Below are 14,584 nucleotides of genomic sequence, written 5' to 3'. Positions count from 1 at the left end.
GGACACCGATGCGGGCTGTGGAAGCCGCCGAGGTCGCTCCGGCGACCTACGCCTGGGAAATCCAGGCACAGGGATTGAAAGTGCGGGTCGGCCGCAAACGCATGGCGGTCGACGGCCTCGACCTCGCGCTCGGCACGGGGGTGCACGGGCTGCTCGGGCCGAACGGCGCGGGCAAGACCACGCTGATCCGCACGCTGGCCACGGTGCTGCGGCCGACGGAGGGCAAGCTGACGCTGCTCGGGGCGCCGATCGGGGCGCGCCTCGACCAGCGCGGCCTGCGCCGCCGGATCGGGTATCTGCCGCAGACCTTCGGGTACTACAAGCGGTTCACCGTCCGCGAGTTCGTCGAATACATGGCGTGGCTCAAGGAAATGCCGAAACGGGAGGTGCCGGGCGCGGTACAGCGCGCGATCGAGCGGGTCGGTCTCGCCGAGCGAGCCGAAGACAAGATGAAGGCGCTGTCCGGCGGCATGGTCCGCCGCGTCGGCATCGCGCAGGCGATCGTGAACGACCCGGTGCTCCTGCTGCTCGACGAACCCACTGCCGGGCTCGATCCGGCGCAACGGCTGCGCTTCCGGGAACTGCTGCAGGAAATCGGCCGGGACGCGTGCGTCGTCGTGTCCACCCATCTGGTCGAAGACGTCGCCGCGGCGTGCTCGGACGTCGTCCTGTTCGCCGACGGGAAGCTGGTTTTCCAAGGCACGCCAGCCGATCTGGCCAGCGCGGGCAGCGAGGCGGACGTCGGCGACAGCGCGATCGAGCGCGGCTATTCGGCGCTGCTCGGCCACGCCCAGGGGAAGGGAGCCTGGTGATGAGCGCGTTCCGGACCGAACTCCGGCGCACCGTGGCCCCGTGGGTGCCTGTCGCGGTCCTGGTGGTGGGGCTGGGGTTTCTGTTGTTATCGCGAGGACCGTGGAGCCACGGTTCCGCGGCCTGGGACGCCACGTGGCTGACCGCGGTTCGATGGTCCCGCTATCTGCTGGTGCTGTTGTGGCCGATCATCGTCGGAGCCGCGGCGATCCAGGGGATGCGGGACGCCCGTGCCGGCGTCGGCGAACTGTTCCGTTCCACGCCAAGGCCCGCCGGACAGCGGGGCAGGACGCTCGCCTCGGCCGTCGGGCTCGCCGCGGTGGCCGGGTACCTGGTGCTGGTCGCCGCCGGGGTCGGGCAGGTCGTGGTCGATGGCGGGATGTTCACCGCGGCGTGGATGATGCAGTTGCTCCTCGGAGTGCTGTCCGTGGTCGCCGGGGTGGCGCTGGGGCTTGGCCTCGGACGGCTGCTGCCGTATCCGATCACCGCTCCGGCGCTCGCAGTGCTCGCCCTGGTCGGCGGGCTGGTGCTGCAGGTATCGGGCGAGACCGAACGGGTTCCGAATCCGGCCGCGCTGCTCGGGATCGGGCAGTTGCAGCCGCGCGGTCCATTTGACGTGCCAGGGCCAGCGGTGCAGATCGGGCAGCTGGCCTGGTTGCTCGGGCTCTCCGCTGCCGGATTCCTGATGCTGCTCGCCACGTCGGCGCGGATCAAGGCGCTCGCGTTGCTCCCGGTGGCGGCCGGGCTGGCGGTGGCCGTGCCGCTGTTCCCCGCTGCCTCGGAAAACAACTACACCGTCGACAAGGCGGCTGCCGCCCTAGTATGCGACGGCCCCGTGTGCGTCACGAGGCTGCACGAGGATTGGCTGTCCACTGTGGCCGGTCCAGGCAAGGAATCCTTGCGACTGCTGGAGAAACTTCCGCAACGCCCGAGCCGGGTCGAGGAATCGACGGTGTCGTTCCGCAACACCAAAGTGGGTCCGCGAGATCCCTCCCGGCTGCTGATGCAGCAGGACTCCTATGCACTGTATGGCAAAAGCGGCCACAGTCTCACCCTGACGCTGCTGAATGGGGCCGGGACGCTGCCGTGCCACGCCCCGTCCTACGGCGGCGAGCAGAACGACCGGGAGGACGCCGCGCGCTGGGTCATGGCGCAGTGGCTGGCGGGCTCGTACACGCCGCCGACTTCGTATGCACAGCCTCCGCTGCGGACTCGAACGGACCCGGCGTGGGCCGCACTCAAGGCCGTGCCAGAGGCGGAGCAGACCGCTCGGGTCGCCGCGGTGCGGCAACTGGAACTGACCTGCACTGGCGATCCGCTGAAGGTCCTCATGGAGGGTGCGCGCTGATGCAGTGGATCGCGCTGTACGCGCGTTCGCGCCACCTCTCAGTGTCGTTGGCCGCGGTGTTGCTCTGTGCCGTCGTTCTCCTCCTGCTGCTGGGAGGCAACTGGTCGACGGTCTTCGCGACAGTCACCCTCGGTGCGGCGGTCGCGGTGGCGGGCGTCGGGCTCAGCGGACAAGACCTCGATCTGGACCGCACGGCCGCCTTCCGCTGGCCGCCACGGCGACTGACGCACCTCTTGCTGATCGGCGTGGTGGCCGGTGGAGTGATGCTTGCGGCACAAGGCTTTGCCGACCTCCCGACGGACGCGAGCTGGATCCTCCGCACCACGGCCGGGCTCCTCGGCCTGACCGGTCTGGCAGCCACGCTGTTCGGCGGCCAGTTCGGCTGGACACTGCCGATGGTCTGGGCGATGACGTCGGTCTTCGTCCCGGAAGCCGTTGGCCCGGCCTACGACGTCGTGGCCTGGCCGATGGCGACCGCGGGCTCCGTCGCGGCGTGGTGGACGGCCGGGTTGCTGTTCGTGGCGGGAACGGCGGCGTACGCGGTGGCGGGTGCTCGCCGGTGAGAGTCAAGGGACCGGTGAAGCCCGGCGCAGCCCCGTCCCTCCCCCGGGCAGGGGCGGAACTGCGGACCGGCGCGACTTCAGACGTTCCGGTTGTTCGGCTTCACCTCGAGCGGTTCGCGGTCGGGGTCGTCGATGCCCATGCTGATGATGCGTTGCGGGTAGATGCGGATGACCGCGCCGTCGAGGTGGCCGTCCGGCGCGAAGGCGTTCGGCACCGCTTCCGCGCGGCCCCGGATCTCCAAGCAGCGGATGCGCATCGGCTTCGTCGAGGGCTGGTCGTCGATCACGATGGCGACCTGGCCGTTGGCCTCGACGTTGCGGTACTTCCGGCTGTTCGTCAGGTGGTACCCGGACACGTCGATGGTCTGCGTCTCCGGATTCCAGGAGAACGCGACCGGGCTGACCTGCAGGGTTCCGTTCGGCTGCTGGGTGGCGACCCGCGCGAGGGGCTGGTCGGCCAGGTAGCTGAGTTCTGCGTCGGTGAACATGCACCTACCGTGCAAGTTCAAGTTTGCTTGAAGTCAAGCGCACGCGGGGGATCACCTGCTCGGCAAACCGCCGCATCTCCGCTTCGAAGGGCTGAAATTGCAGCATAAACGTCTCGATTCCCAGGTCAGCCCACTCGCGGATGCGCTGCGCGACGGTGTCGTAACTGCCCACCAGCCCGGCCGCGGTGCCGCCGTTCGTGCCTATGTGCGGGTACTTCGCGAACGTCTGAAACATCACCGCTTTCGGATCGGCGTCCGCGACCAGCGCCTCCCAGCGCGCCTTGCCCGCCTCGGCCAGTTCCCACAACGCCGCCAGTTCCGCTTCCGCTTCGGCGTCGGTTTCGCGAGCGACCACGAACGCCGACAGTCCGAATCGGACCGGCGGGCCGACCCGCGGGCGGGCGGCGACGTCGTCGATCAGCCGGGCGACGTTCTCCCGCGGCTGTCCGTTGATGAACCACACGTCGGCCTTGTCCGCCACCAGCGCTCGCGCCGGGTCCGACTCGCCGCCGACGTACACGGTCGGCGACGAACCAGCGGGACGAAGCTGGTACCCGTCGACTCGGAAATGCTTGCCCTCGAACGAAACCCGCTCACCGGCCAGCAATCCGCGCACGACGCTGATCCATTCGCGGCCGTACTCGTACCGTTCGTCGTGCTCGGCGAACGGGATGCCGGCTCGCGCCAACTCCGGTTTGAACCAGGCGTTGACCAGGTTCAGCCCGAACCGGCCGCCGCTGATCTCCTGGATCTGCAGCGCCTGCTTGGCCAGCACCACCGGATGCACGAGATACGGCTTGATCGCCGCGATGATCTCGATCCGTTCGGTGAGGGCGGCGAGCGCCGCCGCGGACGTCCACGTCTCCAGCTGGTCCAGTTCGTCGCCGAACGGGTTCACCACGTGCTGCGCGATGAGCGTCGAATCGAAACCGAGCCGGTCGGCCTCGACGATCAGCCGCCGGTTGCGTTCCCAGCTCGCGTCCACCGGATCGGCCGGATGATCGAACGGGCCCCACGACCCGTAGACGACCGCCCACACTCCGAACCGCGGCTGTGCCACAGCGACCACGACCGAACTCCTCACCTCGCGCGAATGAACGCGGTCACCGTCGCTTGCCCGGAAGGCACCGGCAACCGGTCCCACGCAGTGGCGGGGCGAGGAGGTTTGTACTGGTCAGGCGAAGAGCCCGTCACCCCAGTTGCCGGTCGGCGTGAGGCCCGGCGGGATCGCGAAGTGCGCGGAACCGGTGTGCTGCAGGTATTCCATCATCGCGTCCTTCGACGACAGCACCTGCTGCATCGGGACGTACTGCGTGCGCGTATCCCGGTTGAACGCCAGGAAGAACAGCCCCGCCTCAAGATGACCGACGCCGTCGGAGCCGTCGACGAAGTTGTAGCCGCGGCGCAGGATCTGCACGCCCTTGCGCGTCTGGCGCGAGGCCAGCCGGACGTGCGCGTCCTCGGCGATGAGCGGGGTCCCGCCCGCGCCGCCGACCTGCAGGTCGACCTGGTCGAACTCGCCGGTCTGCCCGAGCGGCGCACCGGTTCCCTTGGAGCGCCCGACAATCTGCTCCTGCCCGGCGAGCGTCTCGCGGTCCCAGGTTTCGATGTGCATCCGGATCCGGCGCGCCACCAGGTAGGTGCCGCCGGCCATCCAGGCCTGTCCGTCGCCGGCCTGCGCCCACACCTGGTCGCGGAGCACGTCGGTGTCCTCGGCTTTGATGTTGTTGGTGCCGTCCTTGAAGCCGAACAGGTTGCGCGGCGTCTGCTGAGCGCGAGACGTCGAGGAACTGCGGCCGAACCCGAGCTGCGACCAGCGCACCTCGGTGACGCCGAAGCCCAACCGCACCAGGTTGCGCACCGCGTGCACCGCCACCTGCGGATCGTTGGCGCAGGCCTGAATGCACAGGTCGCCGCCGCTGCGGGCCGGGTCGAGCTTGTCCTTCGGGAACGCCGGCAGGTCGATCAGCTGCGGCGGGCGCTTCGAGGCGAGGCCGAACCGGTCGTCGAAGAGAGAGGGACCGAAGCCGATCGTCAGCGTCAGATCGGAGGCAGGCAGGTCGAGCGCCTCGCCGGTGTCGTCCGGCGGGGCCTGCGCGGACCCGGCGAGCGCGCCGTTCGGGCCGACCTCCTGGCCCGCCGTCATCCGCCGTGCCGCGGCAGTCCAGGTGCGCAGCAGCTCGCGGAGCTTCTTGGCGTCCTTCGTGGTCACGTCGAGCGCGGCGAAATGCAGGTTCGGCTGCGCCGGGGTGACGATGCCTGCCTGGTGCTCGCCGTGGAAGTCGACCTTGGCCGTCGCGGCCGCGGCAGGGGCGTCGCCGCCGAGCCGGTCGAAGCCGACGCCGGCCGCCGCGCCCGCGCCGGCCAGCGCGACCCCCGCGCCGGCCAGCCCGAACAGCTTCCGGCGGGAAACCTGGGTTCCCTCTTCGGTCACTTGGCAACAACCTCCGCGACCTTGCTGAGCGGCTCGCTCAGCGCGTCGACCGCCGAGGCGAACGCCTTGATCTGGTCCTGGGAGAGCTCGTTGTAGTACTTGAAACCGTCGCCGGAGCGGGTCTTGTCCAGCAGCCCCTGCACGTTCGCGAACTCCTTGTCCAAAGTGGACACCAGAGTCGCGTCGCGCTCCTGCAGGATCGGCCGCAGCGCGGCGATCGCGCCCTTGGAGCCGTCGAGGTTGGCCTGGAAGTCCCAGAGGTCGGTGTGCGAGAAGGTCTCCTCCTCGCCGGTGATCTTCTTGGTCGCGACCTCGTCGAGCAGGCCCTTCGCGCCGTTCGCCAGGTCCAGCACGCTCAGCTGCAGCGTCTTGGTCTTGGCGACCAGCGCCTTGACGTCGGTGAGGAGCTTGTCCGCGATCTGCGGGCTGTCCGGCTTCAGGCCGGTGGTCCACAGGTCCTTCTCCAGCCGGTGGAAGCCGGTGAACTGCTGGCCCGGCTCGACGTCGGCCTCGCGGGCGTCGATCGACGGGTCGAGGTCGCCGAACTTCTCCGCGACCGGCTCGATCCGCTCGTAGAACACGCGAGTGCGCGCGTACTCGGCCTTCGCCTCGTCAGCCTTGTTGGCCTTCACCGCGGCGACGAACTTCGCCGTTTCGGCCTCCAGCGCCGAGCTGTTGTTCTCGACGTAGGAGGCGTAACTCTTGGTGGCAGCGGCTTTCTGCGCATTGGCGTTGCTCTGGCCCTGCGCGCCGCCGGTGACGGTGAAGTCGCCGCGGATGCCGTTGCCGACCATGCCGGGCTTGCAGGCGGTCTGGTACTTGCCCGCGTCCGGGACCTCGACGATGAGCCGCCGGTTCAGCCCCGGCGCGATGTTCTCGACCTCGCCCATGATCCGGTCGCCCTCGGCGTACAGGTAAAACTCGGTGACCTTGCTGCCCTTGTTGGCGATCTCGAAGGTCAGGTTGCCCGCGGCCGCGGTCGTCGCCGACACCGAGCAGGCGGTGTCGGACGCCTCGACCTTGATCGGCCCGCCCGCGGCCGCGCCGGAGGGACCGGACGCGGAGTTCGTGCTGTCGCAGGCGGTCAGCGCGACGAGCGCGCCGAGGCTGGTGAGCACAGCCGTCGAGGTTTTGCGGAACTGGGACACGATCACTCCTTGGCGGCGGCCGGGGCGGCCGGAGCCGCTTCGGTCTTGTTCTTGCGGGCAGGCTTGAGGAACAGCGGCAGCACGATCGCCACGTAGACGACCCACGCGATCGCTTGCAGCACAGTGGTTTGCTGCGAATAGTTGAAGATTCCCTTGAGCAGCGCGCCGTACCACGAGGTTTCCGGCAGCGTGCTCGACGCGTCGAAGGCGAGCGTGGTCAGCCCGGGAATGAACCCGGCTTCCTGCAGGTCGTGCAGGCCGTAGCCGAGGACGCCGGCGGCGACGAACACCAGCAGCACGCCGGTGATCGTGAAGAACTTCGCCAGGTTGAACCGCACCGCGCCGCGGTAGAGCAGGTAGGCGAGCACGATCGCGGCGGCGATCCCGATCACGAACCCGATCAGCGGCTGCAGGGTGTCGGACTGCGCGGTCTGCACGGCCGAGTAGAAGAAGACGGCGGTTTCGAGCCCTTCGCGGCCGACCGCGAGGAACGACAGCAGCAACACCGCCGCCGGACCGACCTTGAGCGCGTCCTCCATTTTGCCGCGCAGTTCCGCCGCGATGTGCCGGGAAGCCTTGCGCATCCAGAAGATCATCGCGGTGACGAAGACGACCGCGACAATGGAAAGAGTGCCGCCGAGCAGTTCCTGATGCTCGAAACTCAACTGCGCGGTGCTGTAGGTGAGGATCGCGCCGACGCCGACCGACAACAGCACGGCCGCGCCGACCCCGGGCCACACGAACCGCAGCGCGTGCCGCCGGTCGGTTTTGACCAGGAAGGCGACCAGGATGCTCACCACAAGCGCGGCTTCGAGGCCTTCGCGCAGCCCGATGAGCGCGCTGGAAAACACCACTGTTCAGCCCTCCTTCGACTACCTGACCTGATGTTTTTAGGTAAGGCTTGCCTGTAAGTCCAGAGGGAGTTTCGCTGAATGGGTCCGGCAAAACCGGCAAAACGACGTTCTGCGGTGAGTTAGGTTAGGGTAACCGCAGGTCAGAGCGTCGCCGAGAAGTCACGTAACGAATTGTGTGACCTGGGCGGCTCAGGCGTCGAGTTAACCATCCGCTTGCCATTCGCCCAGTCCAGCGTCCCTCAGCTGGGTTCATCAGTAACCTGTCCGGGTGGCCGATACCACTCAGCCGACCATCGCCCCGTCTCCGACGGGCCCGCCGCGCCGCTACCCGAGCCGAATCGCGTTTGCGCTGGGCCTGGTGCTGACCGGGGTCGTGCTGGTGGTGACCATCGGAATTCAGAACCCGAACCCGCCCGCCCCTCCCGCCGCGGCCGCACCGCCGCCGGTCTCGGCCAAATCGGAACCACGCCCGCAACCCGGCACCGAAGCCCCTCGAGTCGGCTTGGCCGCACCGCCGGACCGCCCGCTGGTATCCGATCAAGCAGAGTTGGACGCATGGGCGACCCGGGTCGCCAGAAAAACGCAACTGGACGCGCGAGTGCTCGCCGCGTACGGACGCGCGGAAATGTGGATGCAGCGCCAGAAACCGTCGTGCCACCTGTCGTGGGCGACGCTCGCGGCGATCGGAAACCTGGCCTTCGGAACGGAAAAACCCGGCCCCGACGGCACTATGGCGGTCAACCCCGGCCGCGCGGAAAGCCCGGACACCGACGAAGGAAAACTCGACGGCGACCGCACCGCGGACCACCGCGTCGGCCCGCTGCGGATCATGCCCGCCGCCTGGCACAAACACGCCCAACGAGCAAACGGCGACGGCAAACCCGCCGACCCCCGCAACCTCGACGACGCGGCCTTCACCACCGCCCGCTACCTCTGCTCCGGCGACGACGACCTGGGTGCCCCGGCGGGCTGGTGGAAAGCGATGCTGCTCTACAACCCGGCCGTGAACTACGTGCAGGACGTTTTCACCGCAGCGGACACGTATGCGGCGCAGAGTGTGGCGCCGTGAGCGGGGTTGGTCGGGTTGCATGCGGCTGGTGGGCCGAGGTGGCCTGGCTTGGTTGGCCGGGATAGCAAGTGGCCGGTCGGCAAGGCGGGCTGACCCGGGTGGCAAGCGGCTGATCGGCGAGTTGGCCTGACCTGGTTGGTTAGTGGCGGCGGCTTGGCTCGGTGTTCAGTCGCGGCTGGTTTTTGTTGCTGCGCTTGGCTTTTTGATGATGGGCAGTCAGCAACGTCGCGTTGCGGTTCGCCCAGCGGCTCCTCGGCGGTGCGGCGCGCGGGCGGTGCGGCGACTTGGGCCAGTCCAGTTCGACGCGCTGCACCGTTGCTGCCGGTGGCCGCTGGCGGTAGCGCGTGGCGTGATTTGTGGGCGGTCGCGCGGTCGCTTGAGCCAGTTCGGCTCGCGGCTGCTCAACGTGGCGGCCGATCCGGTTCGGCCAGCCGTCTGCTCGGTTGCCCGATCTGCTTCCGGTCGATGGGCGACTGCCATGGCACCCATTCTGACCAGCTGAGATGGCCTGACTTGATCCGTTCGGCGATCGGCTGCGCCCCGATCCAGCCAGGTCAGCAGCCAGCGGTCAGTGTGTCGTCAGCGCGGCGCTCACTCGCACCGGCTTCTGCACCGCACCCTCGGCGCGCACCGGCTGCTTGCGCGGCTGCACCGGGTGGCGTTCGTTCAGTTCCACGAGCGTCGGGGCCAGCGCCATCAGCACCAGCACGATCAGCCCGGCGGTCGCTCCGATCACGGTCAGCGCGGTCATGTCGGCCTCCTCTAATCGCTCTCTGTGATGACACCAAGGATCGCTCTTCGCCCGGTCTGCCCGGATCGGCCGACCGGCCGAGCCGCGTCGCCGGATGGCCAGGCTTCCCCGCTGCCCTGTTCACTTCAGAAGACGCGCCGGGGCCGCGCTGGATCCGGCGGTTGCACGGGAGTGCCTCCGCGCTTGCACGTTCGGGACACGCGGGTTCAGTGGTCGCTCAGCGTGATCCTTGCCCTGACCTCGCTGATCGCTTCGAGGTACTCCGGCACCGGATTCATCGCCGACGCCATCCGCAGTTGTGCGAGCGCCTCGGCCAAACGGCCGAGGCGCTGGAGGGTGCGGCCGAGCACGAACCGGGCGTAATGGTCGGTGGGGTCCAGCTCCAGTACGCGGGTGAACGCGCGTTCGGCGCGGCGCAGCTGGGCGGAGTGGAAGTACGCGCGCCCGGCGAGCAGTTGCACGCTGGGCTTGTCCTGCTCGTCGGCGAGCAGGGGTTCGAGCTCTTTGAGCGCGTCGAGCGGGCGTCGCCGGGCGACCAGATGCTCGGCGTTGCGGAACCTGCGGAAGCGCGATTCGCCGTCGGGTTCGGGGGCTGCTGCGGCGTCCGTCATGGTCGCTTCACGATACCGGCGCGGAGGGCGTTGCACGACCGTCAGAGGAGTCGTGATGGACTGTTCCGCCATGAGCAGCGATCAGGAACCCGGCTACGTGGGACTGGCGCCGTACCTCTACTACAGCGATGCGACCGCCGCGCTCGCCTGGCTGACCAGGGTGTTCGGCTTCACCGAGGAAGTCCGCTTCGAGGACGGGGCCGGCGAGGTCTTCCAGGCGACGCTCCTCGCGGGCGACGCGCGTCTCCAGCTGGCCGGGGTCGGTCCCGAATATTGGGAGGCCAAGGGGGTCGAGGGGCCGGTCGGGCAGTTGAACGTCGTGTACGTGACCGACGTCGACGCGCAGTACGAGCGCGTGTCCGCGGCGCTCGGCGAGGACGCCGCCCCGGAACCGCCGCAGGATCAGCCTTACGGAGCGCGGATCTTCACCGTGGCCGATCCCGGCGGCAACAGCTGGACGTTCTGGCAGCAGGTGACCGATCAAGTCGAGCTGCCGTCGGGGTGGCGCGAAGTCCGGCCGGAGGACCAGACCGCCGACGAGACCGGCGAAGTGCCCGGCTGAGCTGGAGAACACGCAGCGGAACGGCCCGGTACCGGCCTGGCCTCCAACGGGTGAACCCGCTGGGCGGTTACTCTGGGCGGCGTCACCGCAGGCACGACCCACCAAGGAGCAGAGCGTGGCTCTCATCGAGCAGGTAGGCGCGCGCGAGATTCTCGATTCGCGCGGGAACCCGACCGTCGAGGTGGAGGTGGCGCTCGACGACGGCACCCTGGCCCGGGCGGCGGTCCCGTCCGGCGCGTCGACCGGCGAACACGAAGCGGTCGAGCTGCGCGACGGGGACACCGGCCGCTACAACGGCAAGGGCGTGGAGCGCGCGGTCGCCGCGGTGCTCGACGAGATCGGGCCGGACCTGGTCGGCGTCGAAGCGGTCGACCAGCGGATCGTCGACCAGAAGCTGGTGGACCTCGACGGCACGCCGGCGAAGTCGCGGCTGGGCGCGAACGCGATCCTCGGCGTTTCGCTGGCTGTGGCGAAGGCCGCCGCGGAATCGGCCGAGCTGGAGCTGTTCCGCTACCTGGGCGGGCCGAACGCGCACGTGCTGCCGGTGCCGATGCTGAACATCCTCAACGGCGGCGCGCACGCCGACACCGACGTCGACATCCAGGAATTCATGATCGCGCCGATCGGCGCGGAGTCGTTCCGGGAGGCGCTGCGCTGGGGCACCGAGGTGTACCACGCGCTGAAGTCCGTGCTGAAGGGCCGCGGCCTGGCCACCGGCCTCGGCGACGAGGGCGGTTTCGCGCCGAGCCTCGCCAACAACCGTGAGGCGCTCGACCTGATCCTCGCCGCGATCGAGAAGGCGGGCTACGCGCCGGGCCGCGACGTCGCGCTCGCGCTGGACGTCGCCGCGACTGAGTTCTACTCCGACGGCGCCTACACCTTCGAGGGCTCGAAGCGCAGCGCGGAGCAGATGTCCGCGTACTACGGCGAACTGCTGCGCGACTACCCGCTGGTCTCCATCGAGGACCCGCTGAGCGAGGACGACTGGGACGGCTGGGTCCAGCTGACCTCCGAGATCGGCGACAAGGTCCAGCTCGTCGGCGACGACCTGTTCGTCACCAACCCGGACCGTCTCGAGGAGGGCATCACCCGCCGCGCGGCGAACGCGCTGCTGGTGAAGGTCAACCAGATCGGCACCCTGTCGGAGACGCTGGACGCGGTGTCGCTGGCTACGTCGTATGGCTACAAGTCGATGATGAGCCACCGGTCCGGCGAGACTGAGGACACCTTCATCGCCGACCTCGCGGTCGCCACCGGCGTCGGCCAGATCAAGACCGGAGCCCCGGCGCGCGGCGAGCGGATCGCGAAGTACAACCAGCTCCTGCGCATCGAGGAAACCCTCGCGGACGCCGCGCGCTACGCCGGCGACCTCGCCTTCCCGCGGTTCAGCGCGGAGGCCTGAGGGGCACATGGCCGACCGGGGGAGGGCGCGCAGCCGCCGCGGCGGCCGGGCCGGGGGAAGCGGGTCCAGCAGGGCCCGCCGTCCCGCTTCGGCCCGGCGCCGCACCGGCGCGGGCACGACGGAGACGACCAGAGCCCGGCTTCGCCGCGGCCTGGCGGCGAAACGCGCCTCCGGTGCGGCCAAGGTGCTCGGCATGTCGACCACCCGGCGCGCCGCCGTGGTGGCGATCGTGGTGTGCGCGCTGGCGTTCACCGTCGCGGTCCCGTTGCGCACCTACCTTTCCCAGCGTTCCGAGGTCCGCGACCAGGAAGCGCAGCTCGCCCAGCTCCAGCACGAGGTCGCCCAGCTGCGCGACCGCAAAGCCCAGCTGAGCGACCCGGCCCAGATCGAGGCGGAAGCCCGCCGCCGGCTCCGGTACGTGAAGCCCGGGGAGACCCCGTGGATGGTCCAGTTGCCTGAGGACCAGCCTGGTTCCCCGACGGCTGCTCAGCCTGGGCAGCAGCCTGCTCCGCAGGCGCCTTGGTACGAGAACCTTTGGGCGCAGGTTTCCGGGGGTTGAGGTTCCTGGCTGGCGGGTTGTTGGCTGGGCGGGTCTGGTGGCCCGGGGTTGCTGGTTGGGCGGGGTTTCGGCCGGGTGAGGCTGATGGCTGAGCTGGATCGTCGGCCGGGTGAGGTTCCTGGTTGGGCGAGATCTCGGCTCGGTGTGGCTGGGCGCTGGCTGGGTGAGGGTCGATGGCTGGGTTGGGTCGTTGGCCGGGTGAGGTTTTTGGTCGAGCAGGCCAGTCGGTCAGGTGACTTTTTTGGTTGGGCGGGCCAGTCGGCTAGGTGAGGTTTCTGGTTGGGCGGGTCAGTCGGCCAGGGGAGGTTCCTGGTCGGGTGAGGGCGCTGCCGAGCGGGGTTGCTGATTGGGCGAGGGCCTGGCCGGTGGGATTGCCGACTGGGTGAGGTTGCCAGCGGTGGGTGCCGCTGGTTCTTGGCGGTTGGGCCTTAGGCGTCTCCTCGATGCTGTGAGTTTCGGTAGCTCTCGGCTGGGCGGCTGAGACTGTGCAACAGAGGCTGTGCGGTCCTCGGATTCTGTTTCACACGGCTCGGTCGTCCTTTCTTTCCAGCGTCTTGATTTCGTGGCGAAGCTTCGACTGCCATCCACGTTAACCACATCGCCAGTGCCCCGGAGGCGGCTGCGGCGAGTTGTCCACACGGGGTGCGGGTTGTGGACAACTCGCCCGTTTCGGCGGAGGTCGCGAGGGGTCGGGCGGACGGCGGCATTAGCCTGGAGAGCGTGAACAGCAGCACGGAGACACCCCGATTCGAGCCCGTCACCGATGCCGACCGGGAGGTCATCGCGCAGCAGCTCGGACGGCCGCCGCGGGCGTTGCGGGCGGTGGCCGCGCGGTGCCCCAGCGGGCATCCCTCGGTGGTCCAGACCAGTCCGCGGTTGGAGAACGGAACGCCGTTCCCGACGTTGTATTACCTGACCTGCCCGCGGTTGTCGTCGATGGTGGGCACGCTGGAGGCGTCCGGCGTGATGAAAGAGATGACCGAACGGCTCACCACCGATCCCGAACTCGCGGCGACTTACCAGCGCACGCACGAGACGTACCTCGCCGAGCGGGATGCCATCGAGTCGCTCGGGACCCAGGTGACCGCGGGTGGGATGCCCGGGCGGGTGAAATGCCTGCACGTCCACCTCGCGCACACGCTGGCGGCTGGCCCGGGTGTGAACCCGTTCGGTGACGAGACCCTCGCTTGGGTCCGCGAGCAGGGCTGGCCGACGGGCGACTGCGCCGGGTAACGCTCCGGTCTCGGGCGCGGATAGGCACAGCAGAGGCTGGTGCCCGCCTGGGTGGGAATGCTTCGCGGCGCGCACCGGAGCATCACACCGAGCAGGCGAGCCTGAGTGCACCGCCGGGCGCGCTGGGGAGGGGCGGAAATTGCGGGTGCCACGCAGATCTCGGCGGTCGGTGCGCGCTGAGGCGTCTCCTGGTGCGGAGGCCCAGGCCGAGCCGGCGGTGAGCGGTGCGGTTGACCGCGTTGCCGGTGGTGAAGCGGACGGTGCGGAAGCTCGGGTCGACCCGGTGGTGGATGGCGCGGAGGTTCGGGCCGAGCCGACGGTGAACGGTGCGGAGGTTCGGGCCGAGCAAGCGGTGGACGGTGCGGAAACTCAGGTCGGGCCGACGGCGGCGGGTGTGGAAGCTCGGGTCGAGCCAGCGGTGGGCGGTGCGGTTGACCGCGTTGCCGGTGGTGAACCTGATGGTGCGGAGAGTGCTGGCGAGGAAGTCGTTCGCGGTGAGGTCAGCGCCGACAGTTCGGGTGGAACTGCTGATGCAGTCGGTGGTGGGGTTGGCGGGGAAGACTGCGAGACCGGGAGCGGCGGTGAAACGGTCGGCGAGGGTGGGACGTTCGATGCTGCCGTTGGTGAGCCTGGCGACGAGGTCAGCGTTGTGGACGAGCTGGCCGGTCGCGAGAACGACGGCGAGGCGCTAGGCGGAGGCGGCGCTGGGGATGAGGCCGTTGAGGGCGAGACCACCAATAGCGAGACCACCG

15 protein-coding genes are annotated in these 14,584 nt (G+C 69.2%); 8 read left to right on the top strand and 7 right to left on the bottom strand.

Annotated features, from left to right (window positions below; all coding sequences use genetic code 11):
• The first annotated feature begins 8 nt into the window (after positions 1 to 8).
• The 3 genes from ACZ7OI_RS24920 to ACZ7OI_RS24910 are packed head-to-tail and all read left to right on the top strand — an operon-like array spanning position 9 to position 2,721.
• Complete coding sequence (locus tag ACZ7OI_RS24920) at positions 9 to 812, top strand: ABC transporter ATP-binding protein (protein ID WP_470266568.1); 804 nt, start codon at positions 9 to 11, stop codon at positions 810 to 812.
• Positions 812 to 2,158, top strand: coding sequence for a hypothetical protein (locus tag ACZ7OI_RS24915; protein ID WP_470266567.1), 1,347 nt, complete (start codon positions 812 to 814; stop codon positions 2,156 to 2,158). The genes ACZ7OI_RS24920 and ACZ7OI_RS24915 overlap by 1 nt, the downstream gene beginning before the upstream one ends.
• Positions 2,158 to 2,721 (top strand): hypothetical protein, encoded by a 564-nt coding sequence (locus ACZ7OI_RS24910; protein ID WP_470266566.1) that lies wholly within the window; start codon positions 2,158 to 2,160, stop codon positions 2,719 to 2,721. Before ACZ7OI_RS24915 ends, ACZ7OI_RS24910 begins: the two co-directional genes overlap by 1 nt.
• A gap of 77 nt (positions 2,722 to 2,798) precedes the next feature.
• Here the strand turns inward: ACZ7OI_RS24910 and ACZ7OI_RS24905 are convergent, their stop codons facing one another.
• From ACZ7OI_RS24905 to efeU, 5 genes are all read right to left on the bottom strand, one after another.
• Positions 2,799 to 3,209: a PPOX class F420-dependent oxidoreductase gene (locus ACZ7OI_RS24905; RefSeq protein WP_470266565.1), complete on the bottom strand. Its 411-nt coding sequence runs from the start codon at positions 3,207 to 3,209 to the stop codon at positions 2,799 to 2,801.
• A gap of 4 nt (positions 3,210 to 3,213) precedes the next feature.
• Complete coding sequence (locus tag ACZ7OI_RS24900) at positions 3,214 to 4,278, bottom strand: LLM class flavin-dependent oxidoreductase (protein ID WP_470266564.1); 1,065 nt, start codon at positions 4,276 to 4,278, stop codon at positions 3,214 to 3,216.
• 105 nt (positions 4,279 to 4,383) lie between these two features.
• Entirely contained in the window at positions 4,384 to 5,643 is a 1,260-nt protein-coding gene (efeB, locus tag ACZ7OI_RS24895; RefSeq protein ID WP_470266563.1) for an iron uptake transporter deferrochelatase/peroxidase subunit, read from the bottom strand.
• Positions 5,640 to 6,791, bottom strand: coding sequence for an iron uptake system protein EfeO (efeO, locus tag ACZ7OI_RS24890; protein WP_470266562.1), 1,152 nt, complete (start codon positions 6,789 to 6,791; stop codon positions 5,640 to 5,642). The genes efeB and efeO overlap by 4 nt, the downstream gene beginning before the upstream one ends.
• Before the next feature lie 2 nt (positions 6,792 to 6,793).
• Positions 6,794 to 7,645 (bottom strand): iron uptake transporter permease EfeU, encoded by an 852-nt coding sequence (efeU, locus tag ACZ7OI_RS24885; protein WP_470266561.1) that lies wholly within the window; start codon positions 7,643 to 7,645, stop codon positions 6,794 to 6,796.
• Between the two features lie 268 nt (positions 7,646 to 7,913).
• On the opposite strand from efeU, the gene ACZ7OI_RS24880 reads away from it, so the two are divergent.
• Positions 7,914 to 8,714, top strand: a complete 801-nt coding sequence (locus ACZ7OI_RS24880; RefSeq protein WP_470266560.1) for a lysozyme family protein — start codon at positions 7,914 to 7,916, stop codon at positions 8,712 to 8,714.
• Positions 8,715 to 9,282: 568 nt separating this feature from the next.
• Here ACZ7OI_RS24880 and ACZ7OI_RS24875 read toward each other — a convergent pair.
• Together ACZ7OI_RS24875 and ACZ7OI_RS24870 are read right to left on the bottom strand one after the other, a co-directional pair.
• A complete protein-coding gene (locus ACZ7OI_RS24875; protein ID WP_470266559.1) occupies positions 9,283 to 9,465 on the bottom strand; it encodes a hypothetical protein in 183 nt (60 codons plus the stop codon).
• Positions 9,466 to 9,671: 206 nt separating this feature from the next.
• Positions 9,672 to 10,076 (bottom strand): tetratricopeptide repeat protein, encoded by a 405-nt coding sequence (locus tag ACZ7OI_RS24870; RefSeq protein WP_101437659.1) that lies wholly within the window; start codon positions 10,074 to 10,076, stop codon positions 9,672 to 9,674.
• A gap of 70 nt (positions 10,077 to 10,146) precedes the next feature.
• On the opposite strand from ACZ7OI_RS24870, the gene ACZ7OI_RS24865 reads away from it, so the two are divergent.
• From ACZ7OI_RS24865 to ACZ7OI_RS24850, 4 genes are all read left to right on the top strand, one after another.
• A complete protein-coding gene (locus tag ACZ7OI_RS24865; RefSeq protein ID WP_470266558.1) occupies positions 10,147 to 10,638 on the top strand; it encodes a VOC family protein in 492 nt (163 codons plus the stop codon).
• A 115-nt stretch (positions 10,639 to 10,753) separates the two neighbouring features.
• Positions 10,754 to 12,040 (top strand): phosphopyruvate hydratase, encoded by a 1,287-nt coding sequence (gene eno / locus ACZ7OI_RS24860; RefSeq protein ID WP_344280197.1) that lies wholly within the window; start codon positions 10,754 to 10,756, stop codon positions 12,038 to 12,040.
• Positions 12,041 to 12,233: 193 nt separating this feature from the next.
• Positions 12,234 to 12,599 (top strand): septum formation initiator family protein, encoded by a 366-nt coding sequence (locus ACZ7OI_RS24855; protein WP_078870811.1) that lies wholly within the window; start codon positions 12,234 to 12,236, stop codon positions 12,597 to 12,599.
• A gap of 711 nt (positions 12,600 to 13,310) precedes the next feature.
• Positions 13,311 to 13,832 (top strand): DUF501 domain-containing protein, encoded by a 522-nt coding sequence (locus ACZ7OI_RS24850; RefSeq protein WP_344281221.1) that lies wholly within the window; start codon positions 13,311 to 13,313, stop codon positions 13,830 to 13,832.
• The last annotated feature ends 752 nt before the right edge of the window (positions 13,833 to 14,584 follow it).

The sequence above is a fragment of the Amycolatopsis sp. NPDC114503 genome (assembly GCF_055633655.1).
The sequence above is the reverse complement of the archived record's forward strand: the minus strand, read 5'-3'. Positions and strand labels throughout refer to the sequence as shown.

What these genes read in the sequence shown, in the direction of transcription:
- ACZ7OI_RS24910 (WP_470266566.1), top strand. Translation starts at nt 2,158, where the DNA reads ATGCAGTGGATCGCGCTGTACGCGCGTTCGCGCCACCTCTCAGTGTCG.
- ACZ7OI_RS24905 (WP_470266565.1), bottom strand. Translation starts at nt 3,209, where the DNA reads ATGTTCACCGACGCAGAACTCAGCTACCTGGCCGACCAGCCCCTCGCG.
- ACZ7OI_RS24875 (WP_470266559.1), bottom strand. Translation starts at nt 9,465, where the DNA reads ATGACCGCGCTGACCGTGATCGGAGCGACCGCCGGGCTGATCGTGCTG.
- ACZ7OI_RS24915 (WP_470266567.1), top strand. Translation starts at nt 812, where the DNA reads ATGAGCGCGTTCCGGACCGAACTCCGGCGCACCGTGGCCCCGTGGGTG.
- ACZ7OI_RS24920 (WP_470266568.1), top strand. Translation starts at nt 9, where the DNA reads ATGCGGGCTGTGGAAGCCGCCGAGGTCGCTCCGGCGACCTACGCCTGG.
- ACZ7OI_RS24865 (WP_470266558.1), top strand. Translation starts at nt 10,147, where the DNA reads ATGAGCAGCGATCAGGAACCCGGCTACGTGGGACTGGCGCCGTACCTC.
- ACZ7OI_RS24855 (WP_078870811.1), top strand. Translation starts at nt 12,234, where the DNA reads ATGTCGACCACCCGGCGCGCCGCCGTGGTGGCGATCGTGGTGTGCGCG.
- ACZ7OI_RS24870 (WP_101437659.1), bottom strand. Translation starts at nt 10,076, where the DNA reads ATGACGGACGCCGCAGCAGCCCCCGAACCCGACGGCGAATCGCGCTTC.